The sequence below is a fragment of the Ensifer sp. LBL genome (assembly GCF_050435225.1).
GTDB lineage: Bacteria > Pseudomonadota > Alphaproteobacteria > Rhizobiales > Rhizobiaceae > Ensifer.
In genome coordinates this window covers 1326881-1344609 of record NZ_JBNDJY010000001.1, presented here as the reverse complement: position 1 = coordinate 1344609, position 17729 = coordinate 1326881, and the positions used below count along the sequence as shown (strand labels likewise).

Below are 17729 nucleotides of genomic sequence, written 5' to 3'. Positions count from 1 at the left end.
CGCGGCTCACCTCAAAGCACTTGCCAGAAGGGTCTGGCGAGTTCCTGCTCGACCTGGCGTCTCGTCAGGCCGATATCGTCGATCAAATGCGGATCACCCTTGAGCTTTCGCTCGAGCTCGACGTGAAACTGGTTCCGTTCACGCCAGGCGGCGACCACCCGTCTCAGCGTCTCGACGGGGTAAAGCGAACGCGTCGGGCTCCTCTGCGTCTTTGGCGCCGCTGGCTGAGGGGAAACGATGGGAGAAAAGGGGGCGTTGTTCATGACAACCTCGCTATCGGCTTTGAGGGATCCGGAGATCCTCGATCTGAAGGAGGTTGGATTCTGCGAAATAGGATCGACGCCGTACTTAAGCCCTTCCAAAAAGTTCTCAAAATCTTCCAAACGGGCTATAGATCGCCGCATGCAGGATACGCGTTTTGCCTTTGGTCCATTCGTGCTTGATCCGGGGGCGGGAACGCTCCTGCGGAACGATGATCCGGTTGCGGTCGGGTATCGTGGCGTGAAGCTGCTTGCGGCGTTCGTGGAACGGCCAGGCGAGATTCTTGCCAAGACCGAGCTGATGGACGCCGCCTGGCCGGGCACGGCCGTCGAGGAAGGCAATCTCACCGTACAGATCGCACAGCTCAGGAAGCTGCTCGGCCGGGCTGCCGACGGCGGCGAGTGGATTTCAACGGTTCCGCGCGTCGGATACCGTTTCATGGGCAATATCGAGCGGCTGGCAGGCGGGCGAAAGCCATTGCCGCTACCGGGCCGACCGTCGATCGCTGTGTTGCCCTTCGTCAATCTCAGCAACGATTCCGATCAGGATTCCTTTGCGGACGGGCTGACGGAAGACCTGATCACCGATCTCTCCCGGAGCGGTGGCCTTTTCGTCATCGCCCGCAACTCCACCTTTGCCTACAAGGGCAGGGCGATGGATGTGCGCGCGATCGCGGAGGATCTTGGCGTGCGTTACCTCTTGGAAGGAAGCGCACGGCGGGCCTCCGGACGCGTGCGCATCAATGCCCAGCTGGTCGATGCGCTGAGTGGAGAGCACCTGTGGGCCGAGCGCTTCGATCGCAATCTGGAAGATATCTTTGCCGTTCAGGACGAGGTGACGGCGAAGATCGTCGAGGCGCTGCTTGGCCGGCTGCGCACCCCGCCATCACGCAATCGCCCCAGGAGCCTCGAGGCCTATGATCTCTGCGTGCGGGCGCGCAAGTTGATCGACGATTCTCCACAGACCGCCCGGGAAGCGCATCTGATGCTCACCCGCGCCGTTTCGCTCGACCCCGATTATGCCGAGGCCTATCGCTGGCTCGCCATGAACCACTGGATGGGGTGGGTGCACTGGGGCGCGCCGATCGAACCGACCCGCGGCATCGCTCTGGAATTGGCGCGCAAAGCCGTCGCGATCGATCCTAGCGACGCCGGCTGCCGCTGGGTGCTGGCCAATCTGCTTGCCTACGAGCGCAACTTCGCCGAGGCCGACGCCGAGTTTGCCAGGGCCATCGAGCTTGATCCGAACGAAGCCGACACCTGGGCGACATTGTCCGACATCACGGTGCTGGCGGGCCGGGTCGAGGAAGGGCTGGAACACATTCGCAAGGCGTTCCGGCTGAACCCCTATCCGGCAAGCTGGTACTATCTGACCCTCGGCCAGGCGCAATATGCGGCCGGAGACTACGAAGCCGCGGTCGAGACTTTGCGCAAGGATGAGACCTACCGCACCAGCTCCCGTCGCTTCCTGGCGGCGAGCCTCGCGCAATTGGGGCGGTTCGACGAGGCGCGCGCCGAAGTCGACCTGTTCCTTGTCGCCAATCCCCATTTCACGACCGGTTTCTGGGCGACGACCGAGCCGTTTCGCGACGCAGCGACGCTTGCGCACTTCGTCGACGGCTTCCACAAGGCCGGCCTTCCGGATTGATGTTTCTCGAGCCTTACCGACCCCAAAACAAGAAACCCCGGCGAGATGTCTCGCCGGGGTTTTCGATAGAAGCTGGGTCGTTCGCCGCTGCCGTTACTCGGCGTCGGCGGTCCTGAGCGCATCGAGTGCCGGCATCGACGTAATGTTGTAGCCGGAATCGACATAGTGGATTTCGCCGGTCACGCCGCGCGAAAGGTCCGAAAGAAGATAGAGGGCCGAACTGCCGACATCGTCGATCGTGACGGTACGGCGCAGCGGCGAGTTCTTCTGCTGCCACGAAAGCATCGCCCGGGCGTCGGAAATGCCGGCGCCGGCAAGCGTGCGGATCGGGCCTGCCGAAATCGCGTTTACGCGGATGCCGCGAACGCCGTAGTCGGCGGCGAGGTAGCGCACGGACGCTTCGAGCGCCGCCTTGGCGACACCCATGACGTTGTAGTTCGGCATGACACGCATGGAGCCGCCATAGGTGAGCGTCAGCATCGAGCCGCCCTCATCCATAAGCTCGGCCGCCCGCTTGGCGATCTCGGTGAAGGAGAAGCAGGAGATCACCATCGTGCGGCTGAAATTGTCGCGCGATGTGTCGGCGTAGAGGCCCTTCAGCTCGTTCTTGTCCGAGAAGCCGATGGCATGGACGATGAAGTCGAGCTTGCCCCAGCGTTCCTTGATCGCATCGATGACCGCATCGACCGACGCAATGTCTTCGACATCGCAGGGAAGCAGGAAGTCGGAACCGAGTTCGGCCGCCAGCGGCTTGACGCGCTTGCCCAGCGCTTCGCCCTGATAGGTGAAGGCCAGTTCCGCGCCTTGGGCTGCAAGCGACTTGGCGATGCCCCAGGCAATAGAATGGTTGTTGGCCACACCCATGATGAGGCCACGCTTTCCAGTCATCAGTCCCGTCATGGTGTTATCCGTTGTAGCGCTGGAAGACGAGCGTTGCGTTGGTGCCGCCGAAGCCGAAGGAGTTCGAAAGAACCGTATCGATCTTGGCATTGTCGATGCGCTTGCGAACGATCGGAACGCCATCGAATTCCGGGTCGAGTTCGCTGATATGCGCGCTTTCACCGATGAAGCCGGCCTGCATCATCAGCAGGCCATAGATCGATTCCTGTACGCCGGCCGCACCGAGCGAGTGGCCCGTGAGCGACTTGGTCGACTGGATGTGCGGAATCTTGCTGCCGAACACTTCGCGGATCGCGCCGATTTCCTTGCTGTCGCCAACCGGTGTCGAGGTGCCGTGGGTGTTGATGTAATCGACATCGCCCTTCACGGTCGAGAGCGCCTGACGCATGCAGCGGATCGCGCCTTCGCCCGACGGAGCCACCATGTCGTAGCCGTCGGAGGTCGCGCCGTAGCCGACGATTTCGGCGTAGATCTTCGCGCCGCGGGCCTTGGCGTGCTCCAACTCTTCGAGAACGAGAACGCCTGCGCCGCCGGCAATGACGAAGCCGTCGCGGTTGGCGTCATAGGCGCGCGAAGCCGTCGACGGCGTTTCGTTGTACTTCGACGACATGGCGCCCATGGCGTCGAACAGGTTGGACATGGTCCAGTCGAGGTCTTCGTGACCGCCGGCAAACATCACGTCCTGCTTGCCCCACTGGATCATCTCGGCAGCATTGCCGATGCAATGGGCCGAGGTCGAGCAGGCCGACGAGATCGAATAGTTGACGCCGTGGATCTGGAACCAGGTGGCAAGCGTCGCCGATGCGGTGGACGACATCGCCTTCGGAACGGCGAACGGGCCGATACGCTTCGGGCTGACGTTCTTGCGGGTGATGTCGGCCGCTTCGACGATCGTGCGGGTGGACGGTCCGCCCGAGCCCATGATGATGCCGGTGCGCTCGTTGCGGGCGATGACGGCTTCTTCCAGACCGGAGTCGGCGATTGCCTGCTTCATCGCCACGTGGTTCCAGGCGCCGCCCTGCGACAGGAAGCGCATGGCACGGCGATCGACGAGTTCGGTCGGATCGAGCGACGGCGCGCCCCAGACCTGGCACTTGAAGCCGTTCTCGGCGAAATCGGGAGAAAACGTGATGCCCGACTTGGCATCGCGCAACGACGCCGTGACTTCGTCTGCATTGTTCCCGATCGAGGAAACGATGCCGAGGCCCGTGACAACAACCCGTCTCATGGTACTGACCTTTTCTTTATTTCGTTGGCTGCGGAAAGGCCTGGATCTTACTCGGCCTTATCCTTCGACAGGCCGACGCGGAGGTCGGTCGCCTGATAGATAGTCTCGCCATCGGCTTTCAGCCAGCCGTCGGCCGTGCCGAGCACGAGCCGTCCGCGCATGACGCGCTTGAAGTCGATGCCGTACTCGAGAAGCTTGGTGTGGGGACGCACCATGCCCTTGAACTTCACTTCGCCGGTGGAAAGCGCCATGCCGCGGCCGGGCTCGCCGAGCCAACCGAGGTAGAAGCCGGTCAGCTGCCACATGCCGTCGAGGCCGAGGCAGCCGGGCATGATCGGGTTGCCCTGGAAGTGGCAGGGAAAATACCAGTCGTCCGGCCGCACGTCGTATTCGGCGCGCAGGTAGCCCTTGTCGAAGGCACCGCCGGTTTCGGAGATTTCGGTGATGCGGTGGACCATCAGCATCGGCGGCAGCGGCAGCTGGGCATTGCCGGGGCCAAACAATTCTCCACGGCCGCAGGCCAGGATTTCCTCATAGTTGAAGCTGGATTGTCTGGTCGTCATGAATAGATGTTTCCCCGCGTAACAAATTGTGTTGTCCGACCTGCTTTAGAGCAAGTTTGGCTTGAAATGAAGCGTGGCGACCCGGATCTTGCGGTTTTCCGTCCGGTCTCCATCGCTCCAGATGACGATTTCACTCCGCCGTCGCTTACAGGATCAATGTGGGCGCGACCAGAGTTAATTGCCAGCATTCCCCGAGTTTGACCGGTTTTTCGGGCTTTGCAACGCCTGTCAGGGCTGGAATCTATTGAAAGGCGAGGACGTAAAAGTTATATCGCGGAGGAAGTATTGTGAATTTCGCCGGGATACATGGAACGACCCTTGATGACGAAAGCAACAGAAGTGAGTTCGGAAGAAAGGCTTCGCCACTCAGGCCTGCGTCCGACCCGTCAACGCGTTGCCCTCGCCGATCTGATCTTTGCCAAGGGTGATCGCCACCTGACCGTCGAAGAATTGCACGAAGAGGCCGTCATGGCCGGCGTGCCGGTGTCGCTGGCGACGGTCTACAACACGCTGCACCAGTTTACCGAGGCCGGCATGATCCGCGTGCTGGCGGTGGAAAGCGCCAAGACCTATTTCGACACCAACGTGTCGGACCATCACCACTTCTTCGTCGAGGGCCAGAACGAGGTTCTCGATATTCCGGTCAGCAACATCCACATCGACAATCTGCCGGAGCCGCCCGAGGGCATGGAAATCGCCCATGTCGACGTGGTCATCCGTCTGCGCCGCAAGAACGGCCGCTGATACGGCGGCCACCTTCACGGTGGCCGCGATGGCGATCGATCGCCGCTATTCCGTCACCGTCAGATTGGCGCGCATGCCAGCCTCGTAGTGCCCTTTGATATTGCAAAGGAGCACATAGCTGCCCGGCGCGAGCTTGGCTTTCAGCTGGCCGTCGGCTCCGGGCTTCAGTTCGGAAACCTCGCCGAGGCCCTTGAGCTGCTTTTCGTCGACGCGATGCTTGGCCGCGATGAGATTGATCTTCTGGTCGGCTGATTTCAGCTTCACCAGCACCATCTCGTGCTCTTCGGTCATGGCGTCGTTGTGCACCAGGAAGACCGTCTCTCCGGCCTTTATCGTCGACTGGTCGAGTGTCAGTGTCATCGGGCCGCCCGCTTCACCACCTTCGACGACCTTGACGGTCGTGGCGGCAAATGCCGGCGAGGCCATGCAAAGAAGGGCGAGTGCGGCAAACTTGTTGCTGAAGAAACGCATGCGGTATCCCTTTCGCTGAAGCCGCCCGGGTGCGGCCGACACCGCATCAACTATGATACCGGGGCTGTCCGCCGCCTGTCATAGGCGCACGTGCGAAAGGCTCACATCACGTCGTCCGGATCGCGGCCCGGCAGCGCCTTGCCGGTCGGCAGCGTCCATCCGAACTTGAGCGCACCGGCACGCACGGCAAAGGCCGAGGCCACGCCGAGCGTTGAGGCGGCCACAAGCGGCAGTCCCACCATCGTCGCCAGCACGTAGGCGCTGGCACCAATCAGCGCTGCCGTCACGTAGACTTCCGGCCGTAGCAGCACAGAGGGTTCTCCGGCCAGCAGATCGCGAAGCACGCCGCCGAACGTCGCCGTCAGCATGCCGGTAACGAGCGCGACGCTCGGCGACCCCGTCGCTGCATAGCCTTTCGCCGCACCCATCACGCAATAGGCCGACAGCCCGATCGCATCGAGCCAGACGAGCACCCGGTAGCGGGAATCGAAGAGATGGGCGGTAAAGAACAGGAGAACGGCGACGGTGGCGCAGACCAGCAGATAGGTCGGGTTGGTGACCCAGAAGACGGGCGTAGCGCCGAGCACGACGTCGCGCATCGTGCCGCCGCCAATGCCGGTGACCGAGGCCAGGAACAGATAGCCGATGATATCGAGTTGCTTGCGCGACGCCGACAGCGCCCCGGTGGCGGCAAACACGGCCACGCCGGCATAGTCGAGGATTTCGAGGATCGGCATGGGCGCTCCGTTTCAGCCCGATTGGCTCTCGCAGATCATTAGCGCACCGCCAGGATGAAGTCAGGGGGCGAACTGCCATTTGCAGCAGTGGGTCATGGCTTCCTATTGCGGCAGCACGGCCTGGGTGCGGCCGAGCAGGTAATAGGCAACAAGCCCGGTCCATTCCTTGGCGGCCGTCGTCGTCAGCTGCGCGTTCAGCGAAGGCTGGGTGAAATCGAAGCCAAGGCGCACCTTGCCGCTGGTGCGGTAGTCGGTCGGCCAGGGCAGGACATCGATGTCGTTGGCGCGGAAGAGCCCGACGGAGCGCGGCATATGATAGGCCGAGGTGACGAGCGCGCACTGTGAAAGTCCGTTTGCCGCCAGCAGGTCCTTGGTGTAGCGCGCGTTCTCGAAGGTGGTGCGCGAATCTTCCTCGCGGATCACCCGATCCGCGGCGATCCCGAAGATGTCGAAGAACGCCTTCGAGGCCAGCGCATCGCCCTCGTAGGCGCCGCTGATCGAGCCGTCGCCGCCGGAGACGAGGATCCGCGCTTCGGGATAACGCTTGGCAAGGCTCGCGGTCTCGATGAAGCGGTCTGCCGCCTGGTTGAGTTCCGTGCCGCCACGGCTCGCCATGACTTCGTTTTCGAAGGCGCCGCCGAGCACGATGATGCAGGAGAGCGCCGTCGGCGGTGTCGGGCGCGCAAATCGATCCTCGAGCGCTTGCAGCGCATAGGGGCCTGTGGTGGTGAACAGGCTGACGAAAAGCACCAGCGCGCCGAGGCTTCCGAGAACGGCGCCGATCCGGCGCCAGCCAATGGCCGTCGCAAGCAGCCCGGCGATGACGGCAAGCAGCGAGAACGACAGCGGCTGCGCGATGAGCCAGAAGATTTTCGAGATCAGAAACATGGCACCAGCTTCTGCGTTCCGCTGCTTAACAAATCATGAATGCATGGCGGCGCGCGCGAAACGGCTGTTCGCGTTCGCGCAAGCTAGCGCATGCATCCTGTTCATCCGAACGTTGCGTGGGCGGCTCCGGCCACCACTTTCATTTGAAGCCGAAAGGAGTATCATCCCCGAGATGACCACGATAGCCGGCTTCCGATCGCAGCTGTTTCGTGCCGCCAACGAGGTTCATGACCTCACTCCGCTGCAGGCACAGCGCTTGCTTGAAGGCGCAGTGGCGCTGATCCGCTGCATGCGCGAGCAGACAGGCATGGAGCCGAACACCGAAGCGCCGGACGTAACCAACATCCTTCTGGATATCGCCGGTTCCATCCCCAGCCGGTCCGAACGCGAAATCCGCAACGCCCTGCTTGAGTCGGCCGACATCATTCGGCTCTTGACGATGATCCTGGATTCGCTGGACGAAATGGCAGCGGACGAAGGTCCTTGAAGACCGGGTGCTGATCAATCGAAAGAAGGATTTGGTGGAGCTAAGCGGGATCGAACCGCTGACCTCTTGCATGCCATGCAAGCGCTCTCCCAGCTGAGCTATAGCCCCATATCGGGTTCCGGCTAGGCCGGTCCGGGAAGCTCGTCGGGCTGTTGTGCTCGGCGAGTGGCGGCTTATTACTTCCCCTTTTTGAGGATGGCAAGCCGAAAAATGCGTGGCCTGTGGATTTATTTTTTGTCCGGGCCATTTTTCTCCCGTCCGGGCCACTTTGGCCGAGGACGGGAGCATTTCTTTGTCATTTGAAGCGCTTAGACGTCTTCTTCGTCGTCCGACACGCCGATGAGGTCGCTCATGTCGTCGTCGTCGTCTTCGTCGTCGGTCTGCAGGAAGGTGTCGTCATCGTCGTCGCCGTCGATTTCGACGTCGTCGTCGCCGAGATCCGGCAGGTCGTCGCCGCCGGCTGCCTCATCATCGGCATCCTCGAGCGAAACGAGTTCGACTTCGGTGTTCTCTGCATCGACTTCCGTTACGTCTTCTTCTTCTTCCTTCTCGAGCACCTTGGCGACCGAGGTTTCTTCGAAGAAGGACAGCGGATAGGACTTGCCGGTGTAGGGCGAAACGATCGGATCACTGTTCAGATCGTAGAATTTGCGCCCCGTTTCCGGGTCGATGCGCTTTGTTCCAAGTTCCGGTTTTGCCACAGTCAAAGCCTCTTGAATGGCCGGCCGAGCCGGCGCTTGCCGGAAAGCCGGCGGGTGGAAAGGGTATCAAGCTTATGATGATTAGCCGGTCCCCATAATCGTCTTGACCGCATCTGTCAAAGACAAATCGCCAAAGCCCCGGCGTTGCCGGCTTTCCGGCCCTTGCCGCCTCCTGTGGCGATCTCCCTGCGGCCGCGATTTATGGAACACGCAGCAGGGGTTGTGATAGGAGTGCTGCGGAACGGGCGCGGTTGCGCCTTTCGCCAAGAGCGCCCTTTTTCGGGCCAGAGGATGCCGCATGTCTCATGGATCGGGCCCGAGACCCGCCACCGCCCGAAAGTCCGCCGACCTGCGCGGGTCGATCCGCATTCCCGGCGACAAGTCGATCTCGCACCGGGCGCTGATGCTGGGTGGGCTTGCTGGCGGCGAAACGCGCATTACGGGCCTTTTAGAAGGCGCGGACGTGCTGGCCACCGGCCGCGCGATGCAGGCCATGGGGGCCCGCATCCGCAAGGAGGGCAACACCTTTGTCGTCGATGGCGTCGGCAACGGCGCGCTGCTCGCGCCGGAGGCGCCGCTCGATTTCGGCAATGCCGGCACGGGCTGCCGTCTGGTGATGGGGCTGGCGGGCGTCTATGACTTCGATACGACATTCGTTGGCGATGCCTCGCTCAGCCGCCGGCCGATGGCGCGGGTTCTCGACCCCTTGCGCGAAATGGGCGTGCAGGTGAGGGCGGCCGCAGGCGATCGCCTGCCGGTGACCCTTCGCGGACCGAAGACGCCGACGCCGATCGCCTACCGGGTGCCGGTCGCCTCCGCCCAGGCGAAGTCGGCGGTGCTGCTCGCCGGTCTCAACGCGCCCGGCATCACCACCGTCGTCGAACCGGTCATGACGCGCGATCACACGGAACGGATGCTGCAGGCTTTTGGCGCTGCACTCTCTGTCGAGACCGAGATCAGCGGCGTCCGTACAATCCGCCTCGAAGGTCGAGGCAAGCTTATCGGCCAGGAGATCGACGTGCCCGGCGATCCTTCGTCGGCGGCTTTCCCACTGGTCGCAGCCCTGATCGTTCCGGGCTCCGACATCACGATCACCAGCGTGCTGATGAACCCGACGCGCACGGGCCTGATCCTGACGCTTCAGGAGATGGGCGGGGATATCGAGGTGATCGACAGCAGCCAGGTTGGCGGGGAAGACGTGGCGGATCTGCGCGTACGGCATTCCGAACTGAGCGGCGTCACGGTTCCTGAAGAGCGCGCCGCCTCGATGATCGACGAGTACCCGGCTCTCGCCATCGCCGCCGCCTTTGCCGAAGGTAGGACCGTCATGACCGGCCTCGACGAACTGCGGGTAAAGGAGTCCGATCGTCTCGCCGCCATCGCCGCAGGCCTGACGCTCAATGGCGTCGAATGCGAGGAGAAGGCTTCTTCGCTGCTGGTGCGCGGCCGTCGAGACGGCAAGGGGCTCGGAAACGCAGCCGGTGCATCGGTCAAGACCCATCTCGATCACCGCATCGCCATGAGCTTCCTGGTTCTTGGACTTGCGTCCGAACATCCGGTCACCGTCGATAACGTGTCGATGATCGCGACGAGCTTTCCCGGCTTCATGGACTTGATGGCCGGCCTCGGCGCGAGCATCGCGTGAGTTCGGCGACGTTGGCGACAAGAATGAGATGGCCGCTGACCGTTGCGGTCGTGGTGATTCTTACCCTGCTGACGCAGATCGGCGGCGCCGTCTGGCTCGTCACTAGTGTGCTCTTGCGCCGAAGGAGGGCCGGCGTTGCCGTGTTCCTCGCGCTCTTTCTCGGCCTCTATGCCGCAGGGACCGCGCTCAACTATGCCGTTGCGCCGATCTTCGGCCGCGTTCCTCTGCCCTGTTTCGACGACGGCACGTCGCGGCTGAAGATGCAGTCACCGCTCTTCTGCGTCCTGAACCGCCAATATGTCGTTCCGGAACTGAAGGACGCGGCGGCCGCCCTGTCGCGCCATATGGATCAGGCGTTCCCCGGAACGACCACCTTGGCGCTCGACGCCAACTTTCCGTTCTTCGACGGCTTTCCGCTTTTCCCGCATCTCTCCCATTCGGACGGACGGAAGCTCGATGTCGCATTCTTCTATCAGGACGCCGAGGGCAGCTATAAGGATAGGACGACCCGCTCGCCGATCGGCTATTTCGCCTTCGAGCAGCCGAGAGCGGAGAGCATTCTCCCGTGCCGGGATCGCGAAGACCTCTTGACCTTGCGCTGGGACTTGGACTTCTTGCAGTCGCTGTGGCAGCCCTTGCCGCTGGAGGAAGGCCGAACCGCAGAGGCGCTCCGCTGGCTCTCGGGCGAGGGGAGCGGTTTCGGCATCGAGAAGATTTTCGTGGAGCCGCATCTGGCGCAGCGACTTGGCGTTGAAGCGGAGTCCATTCGGTTTCAGGGTTGCCGGGCGGCCAGGCACGACGACCATATACATATGCAGGTTGGAAAATGACGTTCACCATCGCCATCGACGGACCGGCCGCAGCCGGCAAGGGCACGCTCTCGCGCCGCATCGCTGAGGAATACGGCTTCCATCATCTCGATACGGGGCTGACCTATCGCGCCACCGCCAAGGCACTGCTCGATGCCGGCCTGCCGCTCGACGACGAGGCGGTCGCCGAGAAGGTGGCGCGCGAGGTCGAACTGGCAGGCCTCGATCGCGCGGTGCTTTCCGCCCACGCGATCGGCGAGGCGGCCTCGAAGATTGCGGTCATGCCGGCCGTGCGCCGGGCGCTGGTCGAGGCGCAGCAGGCTTTTTCGCTGCGCGAGCCCGGCACGGTACTCGACGGCCGCGACATCGGCACGGTCGTCTGCCCGGATGCGCCGGTAAAACTCTATGTCACCGCCTCGCCGGAAGTGCGGGCCAGGCGCCGCTACGACGAGATCATCGGCAATGGCCAGCCGGCCGACTACCAGGCGATTTTCGAGGATGTGAAGAAGCGCGACGAGCGCGACATGGGGCGTGCAGACAGTCCTTTGCGCCCGGCCGAGGATGCGCACTTGCTTGATACGTCCGAAATGAGTATAGAGGCGGCGTTTCAGGCCGCGAAGACTTTGATCGAGGCGGCCCTGATCAAGAAGATCTGAAGAAGAGCCCATCCCAGACACTGTCAGGATCGCCCTTCTTGCATAAGCCTGAAATTCCGTCCACGCGCCGGATTGCTCCTTCAAATGGAGCGGACTGGGTTCAGGCCTGTTCAACACCAGCCCCCGGCGCATGTGCGTCTCGAATGAGATGCATGCAGGAGATTCCATGTCTGCTACCAACCCTACCCGTGACGATTTCGCAGCGCTTCTCGAAGAATCCTTCGCGAAGACCGATCTCGCCGAAGGCTATGTCGCCAAGGGCATCGTTACGGCCATCGAAAAGGACGTCGCCGTTGTCGACGTCGGCCTGAAGGTCGAAGGCCGCATCGCTCTGAAGGAATTCGGCGCGAAGGCGAAGGACGGCTCGCTCAAGGTCGGCGACGAAGTCGAAGTCTACGTTGAGCGCATCGAAAACGCGCTCGGCGAAGCTGTTCTGTCGCGCGAAAAGGCTCGCCGCGAAGAAAGCTGGATGCGCCTGGAAGTGAAGTTCGAAGCCGGCGAACGCGTCGAAGGCATCATCTTCAACCAGGTCAAGGGTGGCTTCACCGTCGATCTCGACGGCGCCGTTGCCTTCCTTCCGCGCTCGCAGGTCGACATCCGTCCGATCCGCGACGTGACCCCGCTGATGCACAACCCGCAGCCCTTCGAAATCCTCAAGATGGACAAGCGCCGCGGCAACATCGTCGTTTCGCGTCGTACCGTTCTGGAAGAATCCCGCGCCGAACAGCGTTCTGAAATCGTTCAGAACCTTGAAGAAGGCCAGGTTGTCGAAGGCGTCGTCAAGAACATCACCGACTACGGTGCGTTCGTCGACCTCGGCGGCATCGACGGTCTGCTCCATGTCACCGACATGGCATGGCGTCGCGTGAACCATCCGTCGGAGATCCTGAACATCGGCCAGCAGGTCAAGGTTCAGATCATCCGCATCAACCAGGAAACCCACCGCATCTCGCTCGGCATGAAGCAGCTCGAGTCGGATCCGTGGGATGGCATCGGTGCGAAGTACCCGGTCGGCAAGAAGATTTCCGGTACCGTCACGAACATCACCGACTACGGTGCGTTCGTCGAGCTGGAGCCGGGCATCGAAGGCCTGATCCACATCTCCGAAATGTCCTGGACCAAGAAGAACGTACACCCCGGCAAGATCCTGTCCACGAGCCAGGAAGTCGACGTTGTCGTTCTCGAAGTCGATCCGACCAAGCGTCGTATCTCCCTCGGCCTCAAGCAGACGCTCGAGAACCCGTGGCAGGCATTTGCGCATAGCCATCCGGCTGGCACCGAAGTTGAAGGCGAAGTCAAGAACAAGACCGAATTCGGCCTGTTCATCGGCCTCGACGGCGACGTTGACGGCATGGTTCACCTTTCCGACCTCGACTGGAACCGTCCGGGCGAGCAGGTCATCGAAGAGTTCAACAAGGGCGACGTCGTTCGCGCTGTTGTTCTCGACGTCGACGTTGAGAAGGAGCGCATCTCGCTCGGCATCAAGCAGCTCGGCAAGGATGCAGTCGGCGACGCCGCTGCTTCGGGCGAACTGCGCAAGAACGCCGTTGTTTCGGCCGAAATCATCGCGATCAACGATGGCGGCATCGAAGTGAAGCTCGTCAACCACGAAGACATCACCTCGTTCATCCGCCGCGCTGACCTGTCGCGTGATCGTGACGAACAGCGTCCGGAGCGTTTCTCGGTTGGTCAGGTTGTCGACGCTCGCGTCACCAACTTCTCCAAGAAGGACCGCAAGATCCAGCTGTCGATCAAGGCTCTGGAAATCGCTGAAGAGAAGGAAGCCGTTGCTCAGTTCGGTTCGTCCGACTCGGGCGCTTCGCTCGGCGACATCCTCGGCGCAGCTCTGAAGAACCGCCAGAACAACGAGTAATCGTTGCCTGACGTTTGAATTGAAAAACCCGCGGAGAGCGATCTCCGCGGGTTTTTCTTTGTAAGCCCGAAGTGTGAAATCGGCGCGCAGCTTTGGGCGCGTCCAGGCCCGAGCCCAAGTCCAGGCCCGAGTCCAAGTCCAAGTCTGAGCCGGTGTCCTAACCGAGACCGCCGAGCCTGCGGTAAAGATCATAGGCGTCGGGTGTTTCCGGTGCCTCGTCCTCCGGCATGGCTTCGCCGGTCGGCTCTCCGTCGTCCGGATTTCCGTCGCTGCCCTCTTGTGCCGTTTCTTCCTCGCCCGTTGCCTCTTCGCCGGCGCCTCCAGGCATGCCGCGCGAATGGTCTTCGCCTTCCACCTCACCCGCGTCCGTCGGATAGGGGATCATGGCGAAGGGAATGGCCTCACGCGGCAGGCCGTTTTCCACCAGCCTGGCGATCATCTGCTGCACCGTCTGTTCGTCCGTAGCACGCTGTGGGCGAATGCCTGTGGTTGCGCGCGGCTGAACCGTCTCCTCGGGGCGATCATCCAGGAGCGACGGCAAGCTCGTGTCTGCAGCCGTTGCGGTGTGCTGGCGGGCGGCGGCATCGGCGATGCGCGTGCCGGCGTCCTTGGCGGGCGTCTGGGATTGGGTGGCCGGTTCCTCAATCGGTTGCTGCGCCGCCGATCCGGGATCGCCATCGGCCGCGCCGGCAGGCAAGGCCACGCTGTCACGGATGAGCGTCTTGATCGCCTCGGAAAGCACGCGTGCCGGGCGCACCTCCGGATCGTTGCGACCGGCCGCAGTGGTCCTGTGGCCGTCTTCCTCGTCGGCATCAGGCAGCGGTCCGTAGGTGCCGTCGGGATCCTCGCCTTCGATCGTTTCGGCGGTCTCCGTCCCGTCGGCGCCGTGCGCGTCGAGCGGCGCTGCGGCATTGTCTTCTGCCGGGGCTTCTATCTCTCCATGCCCGGTCTCCCCAGATTCCAGGGCTTCCTCGGCCTCGGCCATGGGGCCGGCCAGCGATGCCGCTTCCGCAATCTCGCCTTCGCCGGCAAGCAGGGCGGCAGCGCTGCCGATCGGCGTATCGCCCGACGAAGCGCTCTTCGCGCCGTTTGCGCGCGCGTCGCCTCGCTCAGCGGGCTTTTCGCTCCGGCCCTTCGACGACGCTTCGGTTCCGACCGTTTCCAGATCCTCGCCCCGCGGCTCGGTCACATCGTTGCCGACGCCAAAGGTCTTGCGCAGCACGGCCTGTAGAAGGGCGACTTCACCGCCGAGCGGCGTGCGTGCGGCAGCCTGGCTCAAAGGCAGCGCCGGCTGGAGCGAAGGGTTGCGCAGAATGACGTCACGCGCCTGCGCCGGCATGGGTGTCGTAGTGCCGCCCGGCGTGTTCGTGCCGTTGCGGATGGCCGGCAGCTCCGCCAGCAGGCCGACGCGGATTGAAAGATTGCGCCCGCCGAGCTGCCGCTCCAAAAGCACCCGGTCGGACGTCGGCATGGATTCGAGGAAGGCGACCAGCCGCCGGACGAAATCGCGCCCACCTTCCTGCGGCAGTGGCGGGAATTTGAGGATGCGCGCCAGATCCTCCATCAGTCGCACCAGCGCGTCCTTCGAAAGGATCTCGCGACCGGACAGATGCCGTGTCAACGCATCGAGGATTTTCTGTATGGCTTCGCCACGCTGGCTGGCGGTCAACGGTGCTGCAGGCTGCAGCGTCCTTGCGGTCGTCTCTTCTGTGCTGGCCGCGGTTCGGGCCGCCTGGATGGGTATCAGCATTCTGGTCTCCATCTCGCATGACCTCGGTTTGACCAATCGTCGTCGAGCGACGAAACGCGCTTGGGCGCGGTCCGACTTTTCGGCTTGCGCGCGACTTTCTGTTCATCACTTGCGGGTTGGCGCCTCATGCGCGTCGTGGCGAATGGCCAGACAGCCGCGGCTCGGCCGCGGATAGGAGAATCGGCATGATGGTTTGAGATTAGGGCAAAGAGGTTTATGAATTCTTAACCATGTTTTGGCGCCCGGCATGTCGCGGCCGGCTTGCGAACGGGTTTGCAAGGCCTATTTTTAAGGATAGCCACTCTGCAGGCTTGAATGGTGTCTGTGCCAGGAGTTTCGGATGACAGTCCGTCCCCCAAAAGCCCTAAGCCCGAGCTTCTCGACGGCTGGCGCCTTCAACGTGCTCGAATACGAATTGATGTCCGAGCGCGCCGATGCGCTCGGCCGGCATGGCCTCAAGGTCGAAAAGGCGCTCGCTGCACTGGCGGCATTAAAGGGAGATGCGGCGGCAGACCTGCGCGAGCGGGTGCTCGACGAGGCGGCCGACGCTGTCTGGGCCTTTCTCATTCAGCGGGAGATCTGCGGCCTGCGCGACAGCCGCGATGTGGTGCGCCGCTACGGCATCCCCAAGGAGGTCATGGCGCGGCTCGGCATCGTGCGCCGAAAGCCGTCAGAGGCCTAGCGCAGCGAGCCTGTAGAGGCCATTGTCGTCGAAGCGAAGCAAGGATGGTGCGCCGGCCGTGCGCTGGTCGGCGACGTCTTCCATCTCGTCCTTGAGCTGGAGCGCCCGCAGCTGCTGCTCCTCTTCGTCGAGCGACAGCTTGTCGGTTCTGCGCGTCGGGTCGCCGCGCAGGCTGTTGAGCTGGGCTTCCTCGGTCGACGCAGGTTCCGTCGCGCTCTTCAGGCGGTCGACGGCATTTGCGGCTTGTGCAGCGCTTTGAGGCCCCTTGTCGCTCGTTTCGCCGAGCGCAACCTTCAGTGTGTCGTTTTCCGGGCCGCGGGGGTTCTTGAGCGCCTCGACCAGCTCCGTAAGCGATAGTCCGAGCTTGTCGAGCCCCAGTTCTTCCTCGATTTTCGCAATGGCGGGCGATTCCAGCTTCTTCAGCTGGTTCTCGATTTCCCTTGCAAAGGCGGAATCGGACTTGAACGTTTCGCGCTCGATGTCGAAAAATTTTCCGACCTCACGGATGAGCACGGCGCGGTTGTTGTTGGCGTCGTTGCGAGCATGATCGAAGAAGTAGCCGTTGATCTTCTCGTTGGCGGCCTTTTGAGCGCCATCGGGCTCGACCTGCGCCCTTAAGAGCCGGCCGTCTTTTGTGCCCTTGGCCTTTTCTTCTTCTTCCGTCTGCCGCTTTTCGATGTCCTTGAGGATCGAGCCGACCAGATTGGTCGTCGCGGTGGCGGCAGATTGCTGGGTCGGAAGCAGCATGATTCATCCTGGCAGCACAGTGGATCGTTTCGAAACGGTAGGCTCTTGCAGTTAATGCCGGTTTAACTGGCGCTGCCGAGATGTTGGGGCACGCAAGTGCCGGTGATGGCGCACAAAACTTCCAACTCCCGCTAATGCGGGGCGGAGAGAAGGTGCGCAGGCGGCACCCCAAGCCTGCCCCCAATCAGGGCGCTAGAGCGTTTCTTGTGCGTTCATGCGGACGCACCGCACTCTAGCGGTAGGGCGAATAGCAGACCTTATAGGCGCCGCCGTAGCTCAAGAACCGGTTGGTTGCCGGATTGTAGGAACGGTAGCGCGACAGGCACCAGCTGACATGGGCATTGCCGCCACCGACATAGCGATCGCGATAGTAGGAGTTGCCGCCGTAGTAACGGCGGGGATAGTCGCGATAGTAGCCGTAACGGGGATAGTAGCCGTAGCGGGGGTAGTAACCTCCGCCATAGTAACCGCCACCGTAGTAGCCGCCGGAGCCGAAATACAAGGTCAGGCCGGAGCCGCCATAATAAGGGCTACCCCATCCGCGTCTGTAGTAGGGGCCTCCCCAACCGCCGCGCCAGCCGTATCCGCCATACCCGCCGTAACGGCGGTGATAATACTGCACATTCTGGACGTCGCCTTGTGCCTTGATCTGAAGGTCGGGCGCCTGAAGCGGCATCGCCTGCACAGGTCCGACGGGGGTGATCAGGGAGGCGGCGGCCAAGCTGCAGCCGATAACGAAATTGCGAAATCCCGTCATTTTGTCCTCGCTTTCGGAAAGCACTGCCTTCCGGTTGTGTCCCTGTCTGTATTACGTTTTCTTTTCTTGGTTTATTCATGGCAACGGGCAAGGAGCGCGTAGCGGAGAGCCACCGGATTTCCGTCCGTGCATCGTCTGGTCCAGAATGCGCCGGTCCGTGCCGCGCGTCACTGTAATATTTTG

General features: G+C 62.5%; 19 protein-coding genes and 1 tRNA gene. 8 read left to right on the top strand and 12 right to left on the bottom strand.

What is annotated here, in order from left to right; genetic code table 11:
- Positions 1 to 11: 11 nt before the first annotated feature.
- Positions 12 to 263, bottom strand: a complete 252-nt coding sequence (locus OKW20_RS06625; protein WP_429170995.1) for a DUF1127 domain-containing protein — start codon at positions 261 to 263, stop codon at positions 12 to 14.
- Between the two features lie 139 nt (positions 264 to 402).
- Between OKW20_RS06625 and OKW20_RS06620 the strand changes: the two genes are divergently transcribed.
- On the top strand, positions 403 to 1908 hold the full coding sequence (locus OKW20_RS06620; RefSeq protein WP_429170994.1) for a winged helix-turn-helix domain-containing tetratricopeptide repeat protein: 1506 nt from the start codon (positions 403 to 405) through the stop codon (positions 1906 to 1908).
- Positions 1909 to 2001: 93 nt separating this feature from the next.
- Here OKW20_RS06620 and fabI read toward each other — a convergent pair whose 3' ends face one another.
- Genes fabI through fabA form a run of 3 tightly spaced genes read right to left on the bottom strand, consistent with a single transcriptional unit; the run spans position 2002 to position 4599 of the window.
- Positions 2002 to 2808 (bottom strand): enoyl-ACP reductase FabI, encoded by an 807-nt coding sequence (fabI, locus tag OKW20_RS06615; RefSeq protein ID WP_043611851.1) that lies wholly within the window; start codon positions 2806 to 2808, stop codon positions 2002 to 2004.
- A gap of 4 nt (positions 2809 to 2812) precedes the next feature.
- On the bottom strand, positions 2813 to 4036 hold the full coding sequence (fabB, locus tag OKW20_RS06610; RefSeq protein WP_043611855.1) for a beta-ketoacyl-ACP synthase I: 1224 nt from the start codon (positions 4034 to 4036) through the stop codon (positions 2813 to 2815).
- 47 nt (positions 4037 to 4083) lie between these two features.
- A complete protein-coding gene (gene fabA, locus OKW20_RS06605) occupies positions 4084 to 4599 on the bottom strand; it encodes a 3-hydroxyacyl-[acyl-carrier-protein] dehydratase FabA (protein WP_402323633.1) in 516 nt (171 codons plus the stop codon).
- Positions 4600 to 4920: 321 nt separating this feature from the next.
- Here fabA and irrA point away from each other — a divergent pair, with 321 nt between their 5' ends.
- A complete protein-coding gene (irrA, locus tag OKW20_RS06600) occupies positions 4921 to 5343 on the top strand; it encodes an iron response transcriptional regulator IrrA (RefSeq protein WP_043611882.1) in 423 nt (140 codons plus the stop codon).
- 45 nt (positions 5344 to 5388) lie between these two features.
- On the opposite strand, the gene OKW20_RS06595 is transcribed toward irrA, so the two are convergent.
- The 3 genes from OKW20_RS06595 to OKW20_RS06585 all read right to left on the bottom strand — a co-directional run bounded on the left by OKW20_RS06595 (position 5389) and on the right by OKW20_RS06585 (position 7439).
- Positions 5389 to 5814, bottom strand: a complete 426-nt coding sequence (locus OKW20_RS06595; RefSeq protein ID WP_429170992.1) for a plastocyanin/azurin family copper-binding protein — start codon at positions 5812 to 5814, stop codon at positions 5389 to 5391.
- A gap of 101 nt (positions 5815 to 5915) precedes the next feature.
- Positions 5916 to 6551 (bottom strand): trimeric intracellular cation channel family protein, encoded by a 636-nt coding sequence (locus OKW20_RS06590; protein WP_029742382.1) that lies wholly within the window; start codon positions 6549 to 6551, stop codon positions 5916 to 5918.
- Positions 6552 to 6653: 102 nt separating this feature from the next.
- A complete protein-coding gene (locus OKW20_RS06585; RefSeq protein ID WP_429170990.1) occupies positions 6654 to 7439 on the bottom strand; it encodes a YdcF family protein in 786 nt (261 codons plus the stop codon).
- Between OKW20_RS06585 and OKW20_RS06580 the strand changes: the two genes are divergently transcribed.
- Entirely contained in the window at positions 7408 to 7926 is a 519-nt protein-coding gene (locus OKW20_RS06580) for a hypothetical protein (protein WP_429170988.1), read from the top strand. The two genes, OKW20_RS06585 and OKW20_RS06580, sit on opposite strands and share 32 nt — an antisense overlap.
- A 32-nt stretch (positions 7927 to 7958) precedes the next feature.
- Here OKW20_RS06580 and OKW20_RS06575 read toward each other — a convergent pair.
- Together OKW20_RS06575 and OKW20_RS06570 are read right to left on the bottom strand one after the other, a co-directional pair.
- A tRNA-Ala gene (locus OKW20_RS06575) sits at positions 7959 to 8034 on the bottom strand.
- Positions 8035 to 8234: 200 nt separating this feature from the next.
- Positions 8235 to 8627: a TIGR02300 family protein gene (locus OKW20_RS06570; RefSeq protein WP_043611865.1), complete on the bottom strand. Its 393-nt coding sequence runs from the start codon at positions 8625 to 8627 to the stop codon at positions 8235 to 8237.
- Between the two features lie 298 nt (positions 8628 to 8925).
- Here OKW20_RS06570 and aroA point away from each other — a divergent pair, with 298 nt between their 5' ends.
- From aroA to rpsA, 4 genes are all read left to right on the top strand, one after another.
- Positions 8926 to 10272 (top strand): 3-phosphoshikimate 1-carboxyvinyltransferase, encoded by a 1347-nt coding sequence (gene aroA, locus OKW20_RS06565; protein WP_429170987.1) that lies wholly within the window; start codon positions 8926 to 8928, stop codon positions 10270 to 10272.
- A 23-nt stretch (positions 10273 to 10295) separates the two neighbouring features.
- Positions 10296 to 11102 (top strand): hypothetical protein, encoded by an 807-nt coding sequence (locus OKW20_RS06560; protein WP_429170985.1) that lies wholly within the window; start codon positions 10296 to 10298, stop codon positions 11100 to 11102.
- A complete protein-coding gene (gene cmk / locus OKW20_RS06555; protein WP_429170983.1) occupies positions 11099 to 11737 on the top strand; it encodes a (d)CMP kinase in 639 nt (212 codons plus the stop codon). Before OKW20_RS06560 ends, cmk begins: the two co-directional genes overlap by 4 nt.
- A gap of 148 nt (positions 11738 to 11885) precedes the next feature.
- Positions 11886 to 13610, top strand: coding sequence for a 30S ribosomal protein S1 (gene rpsA, locus OKW20_RS06550; RefSeq protein ID WP_082005877.1), 1725 nt, complete (start codon positions 11886 to 11888; stop codon positions 13608 to 13610).
- Positions 13611 to 13767: 157 nt separating this feature from the next.
- Here the strand turns inward: rpsA and OKW20_RS06545 are convergent, their stop codons facing one another.
- Positions 13768 to 15360 (bottom strand): hypothetical protein, encoded by a 1593-nt coding sequence (locus tag OKW20_RS06545; protein WP_429170981.1) that lies wholly within the window; start codon positions 15358 to 15360, stop codon positions 13768 to 13770.
- Between the two features lie 340 nt (positions 15361 to 15700).
- Between OKW20_RS06545 and OKW20_RS06540 the strand changes: the two genes are divergently transcribed.
- Complete coding sequence (locus tag OKW20_RS06540) at positions 15701 to 16042, top strand: DUF6665 family protein (RefSeq protein WP_429170980.1); 342 nt, start codon at positions 15701 to 15703, stop codon at positions 16040 to 16042.
- Here the strand turns inward: OKW20_RS06540 and OKW20_RS06535 are convergent.
- Positions 16031 to 16789 carry a hypothetical protein gene (locus OKW20_RS06535; protein ID WP_429170978.1) on the bottom strand — a complete coding sequence of 253 codons (759 nt, stop codon included), beginning with the start codon at positions 16787 to 16789 and terminating at the stop codon, positions 16031 to 16033. The two genes, OKW20_RS06540 and OKW20_RS06535, sit on opposite strands and share 12 nt — an antisense overlap.
- 232 nt (positions 16790 to 17021) lie before the next feature.
- Positions 17022 to 17546 carry a BA14K family protein gene (locus OKW20_RS06530; protein ID WP_429170977.1) on the bottom strand — a complete coding sequence of 175 codons (525 nt, stop codon included), beginning with the start codon at positions 17544 to 17546 and terminating at the stop codon, positions 17022 to 17024.
- Positions 17547 to 17729: the final 183 nt, after the last annotated feature.